Below are 4057 nucleotides of genomic sequence, written 5' to 3' on the forward strand. Positions count from 1 at the left end.
TGTGCAAACTCGTGCGCCATGACACCTGCAAGCTCTTCCTCCCTGTCACACTCTCCTATGAGCCCTGTAGTGATAAAGACATAACCACCCACCGTTGCAAAGGCATCAACCGTACCTGACTCAATGATCGTCAGCACCACAGGGAAAGGCAGACCAGCAACATCTTCCAGCCGGCTTTTTATTTCCTGGACATAGATGGATACGTAGGGGTCGTTGTTAATCGTTGCGGACCGCGATATCTCCGCAAAGACCTCTTTACCGTACTTCTTTTCCTCGCTTATTGTTAATCCGTATGCTGAGTGAGCCAGAAGGGTAAAAGAAAGAAGGAATGGTATGAAAAATAGGCGTCTAAGATTCATGGGCCTTACTTGACAGGTTTTTTCGTGCCCTTTTTGACAATTTTATATCTCTTTTTTGTTGCGGTCTTTTTTGTTGCGGTCTTTTTCTTATTTTTCGGTTTGTATGATGAGAGCGACACAGAACAGGCCCTTGCTGAACGCAGCTCTTCATCAGAGGGCAACCGGTCATAGAGGTTGCCCAGTATCAGCACCGCATCGCCCCAAAGATCACGGCTGTTGAGAAGCGACAGGATGTAGGTCTTGCCGTCTCTTTCAAAGGCGCCTACGTAGCAGTGTTTCGATCTCCTGGTAAACCCTGTCTTCCCTCCAATTGCCGGTTCGAAACAGAAAAGAAACCTGTTGTGGTTCTTGAACCGGACATTCCTCCGGCTGTCATGAAAGAAAAAATACTTCTTTGCGATCAGTTCTCTGAATATATCGTTCGATAAGGCATTCTTGAAGATCAACGCCAGATCATAGCTGGTGGTGTACTGACCATGGACATAGAGGCCGGAGGCATTCTTAAAATGGGTGTCAAGTGCGCCCATCTCGTTCGCCCTGTCATTCATCATGCGCGCAAAGTCCTCTTCACTGCCGCCGATATATTTTGCAAGGGCGTAGGCAGCGTCATTTGCAGACTCTACCATTGCGCCGGTCATCAGATCGATAGCCCTGTATTGTTTTCCGGGTACGAGATCCATCTTCGAAGCCGGGAGGCTGGCTGTCTTTTTATCCGGTATGATCGTCTCCTCTGTGTTGATCTTTTCTATTGCCAGGAGTGTTGTCATCACCTTTGTCGTGCTGGCAGGGGCCAATCTCGTGTGGTAGTTCCTGCCCGCAATGATGTCGAAGGATTCTTTTTCAACAAGAATGTACGAGCTCGCTGTAATGGTTTCACCTGCAAAGAGAAATGACGGCAGGAGCAAAAAAAGGATGAGAAAAAAGTGTATCACTATCTACTCTTATATATTATTTTTCCAAACTTGACAAGAGATTTTAATGCAAAGCAGAGATAGTGTTATAAATTCCTCTATGTTTCACGGATAACAAACCGTATTTATTAAAAAATATTTATCGACCTCTCACGTCTGCCACCTGACGGATATAGCGCTCTCCGCTCTTTGCTCTTTGCTCTCCGCTATGAACTGCCAATGATGGACTGCCTTTATAAAGGTTGACATTTTGTCTTCTTACCATTAATATAGATACATAATATGTTTGAAGATGCAGTAGTAAGACGTTACAGTTTTATTGTTCTCCTTGGCGCGTTGTTGTTTCAACTCGTCTTCGCGGAAGGCGGTGTTTTTGGATTTATTAAAATGAAAAGCTCCATCAAATCTGTACGCGTTTCAATTCAGAAGACCGAGAAGGAGAATGCGGCATTGTTGCAGGAGCTGGAAAAACTACAGAAGGACGATCAATATCTCGAGGAGGTTGCCCGCAAGAAATACGGGCTTGTTCGGGAAGGAGAGAGGTTATACAGGATTGAAAGATGAAATACGAAGGAGCAATTTACAGGCCGCCAAGCGAGGCGGACAGTTTGATATTACAGGTAACGATCGGCTGTTCTCACAATAAATGTACATTCTGCGGTTCTTTTAAAGATAAGAAATTCAGGGTCAGATCCTTTGAAGAGGTCAAAGAGGACGTTGAAGAGGCAAAGCAGTTTGCCCGTTATATACGGAAGGTCTTTATCGCCGACGGCGATGCGCTCATCATCCCGCAGAAAAGACTTGTCCCGATCATTCAGCTTATAAAAGATTCCTTCCCGCGCCTTGAGAGGATCGGCATCTACGGAAACACAAAATCGATCCTCAAAAAATCCGTTGAGGAATTAAAAACCTTAAAAGGGCTTGGTGTTGGGATTATATATCTGGGTGTAGAATCTGGCGACCAGGTTACCCTCGACAGGGTCTGCAAAGGAACGGTCCTCGACAAGACAGCGGAGGCATCCCGGAGGGTGAAGGACGCCGGCATTATCCTCTCCGTCACGGTCCTTCTCGGCCTGGGAGGGGTTGAGAGGAGCCGGATCCACGCTGAAGAGACGGGGAAATTCTTAAGCAGGATAGAACCCGACTACGCCGGGGCCCTGAGCGTTATCGTCGTCCCGGGCACTCCACTGGCCGAAGAGGTAAAGAAAGGCACATTCAAGGTTCCCGATCCGTACATGCTCCTGGAGGAACTGGCAACTATGATCAAAAACACCAATGTCACCCATACATACTTTGCCTCAAACCATGCCTCTAATTATCTCCCCGTGAAGGCATGGCTTCCGGAAGAAAAAGAGAAGACATTGAAGGCAATAGAGCACGTCCTTGAAAAGAGAGATCCGTCCCTTCTGAGGCCGGAATTTATGAGAGCTCTTTAGGTCATAATCTATGCATGCACGTGATCGCGAATCAGGATTTGTCGATGTGCCGGTAAGGGTGCGATATGCCGACACCGACAAGATGGGCATCGTCTATTATGGAAATTATCCGATCTTCTTCGAGATGGGAAGAAGTGAATATATGAGAGAGAAAGGCTTCACCTACAGGGAATTCGAGGACATGGGTTACTACCTTGTTGTGGTCGGCATGGAAGTGAAGTATTACAATACCGCCGCTTACGATGACCTCCTTATCGTGAAAACGAGAATATCGGAGTTGAAATCAAGGGGGCTTACGTTCCATTACATCATATACCATGACGGGAACCTCATTGTTGAAGGTAAAACAAGGCACGTTTGTCTCAATACAAACAAAAAACCTGTTCTTATCCCCCAGTATCTTTTCAATGTCCTGAGAGATGTCGACGCCAGGTAATATCCTTGTTATCCGGTTGAGCTCCCTCGGGGATGTACTGATGTGCATGCCTGCTGTAAAGGCCATAAGAGACCATTTTCCCGATGCGCGTATTACATGGCTTGTTGAAGGACCCGTTGGCGAGCTGCTTTCCTGCCAGACATTCATCGATAAGGTGATACAGTTTCCGAGGGGTCGCCTTCAGGATGGACTAAAGGCCGGGAACCCCTTCGGCGTCGCCCGTGAGATGAAAAGTTTTCTCGCGCGCCTGAGAAAGGACCACTATGATTGCATCATTGACTTTCACGGTATCATCAAGAGCGCGCTGATCGCTGCGTTCGCGCGGGGAGACAGGAAGATCGGCTTTAACGCCATGCATGCCAAGGAGAAGAGTCACCTCTTTTACGGGGAGCGCGTCCACGGCACAGACAGGAGAATGCACAAAGTGGACAAGAACATGCTCATGGCGCGCTATCTCGGGGCAGGCGATACCGTACCGGAGGTAATACTCAAGGCGCCTGATAGTGCCTATGTGTATATCGATACGTTTTTTCAGCAAACAGGCGCCCGGTCACCGGTATTTGCCATGAATCCTTTCTCCAGTAAGGGAACGGGTTTTAAGCGATGGCCGATAGAGCGGTATTCACGATTAATCGTGAGGGTAAAGGATTATATGGGCGCACAGACATTGATTCTCTGGGGTCCGGGAGAGAAAGAAGAAGCGGAACGGCTTAAGGCGATGGCCGGAGAGAGTGCCTTTTTGGCTTGCCCCACAAATATCCCCCAGCTTTACGCGCTGCTCGAAAAGGTCGATATGTATGTAGGCGGCGATACCGGTGTCATGCACCTTGCTTCCGCAGCACAGACACCGGTGGTGGCGATCTTCGGACCGACAGATGTTAAGGTAAACGCACCTTATGGGCTGAACAATATTAT

General features: G+C 47.9%; 6 protein-coding genes. 4 read left to right on the forward strand and 2 right to left on the reverse strand.

Features of this window, described 5'->3' with window-relative positions; all coding sequences use genetic code 11:
• Both PHU49_07000 and PHU49_07005 read right to left on the reverse strand, forming a co-directional pair.
• Positions 1–359: M48 family metalloprotease (locus PHU49_07000; GenBank protein MDD5243749.1), on the reverse strand; the 359-nt coding region annotated here is incomplete at its 3' end.
• Positions 360–364: 5 nt separating this feature from the next.
• A complete protein-coding gene (locus PHU49_07005) occupies positions 365–1291 on the reverse strand; it encodes a serine hydrolase (protein MDD5243750.1) in 927 nt (308 codons plus the stop codon).
• Between the two features lie 261 nt (positions 1292–1552).
• On the opposite strand from PHU49_07005, the gene PHU49_07010 reads away from it, so the two are divergent.
• From PHU49_07010 to PHU49_07025, 4 genes are all read left to right on the forward strand, one after another.
• On the forward strand, positions 1553–1834 hold the full coding sequence (locus PHU49_07010; GenBank protein ID MDD5243751.1) for a septum formation initiator family protein: 282 nt from the start codon (positions 1553–1555) through the stop codon (positions 1832–1834).
• Entirely contained in the window at positions 1831–2706 is an 876-nt protein-coding gene (locus PHU49_07015; protein ID MDD5243752.1) for a radical SAM protein, read from the forward strand. The genes PHU49_07010 and PHU49_07015 overlap by 4 nt, the downstream gene beginning before the upstream one ends.
• Positions 2707–2716: 10 nt before the next feature.
• Entirely contained in the window at positions 2717–3142 is a 426-nt protein-coding gene (locus PHU49_07020) for a thioesterase family protein (protein MDD5243753.1), read from the forward strand.
• Between the two features lie 46 nt (positions 3143–3188).
• On the forward strand, positions 3189–4057 hold an 869-nt coding region (locus PHU49_07025; protein MDD5243754.1), incomplete at its 3' end, for a glycosyltransferase family 9 protein.

The sequence above is a fragment of the Syntrophorhabdaceae bacterium genome, assembly GCA_028713955.1.
Taxonomy (GTDB): Bacteria; Desulfobacterota; Syntrophorhabdia; order Syntrophorhabdales; family Syntrophorhabdaceae; genus UBA5609.

Coding starts and splice junctions, on each gene's coding strand:
- PHU49_07015 (MDD5243752.1), top strand. CDS start 1,831: ATGAAATACGAAGGAGCAATTTACAGGCCGCCAAGCGAGGCGGACAGT.
- PHU49_07020 (MDD5243753.1), top strand. CDS start 2,717: ATGCATGCACGTGATCGCGAATCAGGATTTGTCGATGTGCCGGTAAGG.
- PHU49_07010 (MDD5243751.1), top strand. CDS start 1,553: ATGTTTGAAGATGCAGTAGTAAGACGTTACAGTTTTATTGTTCTCCTT.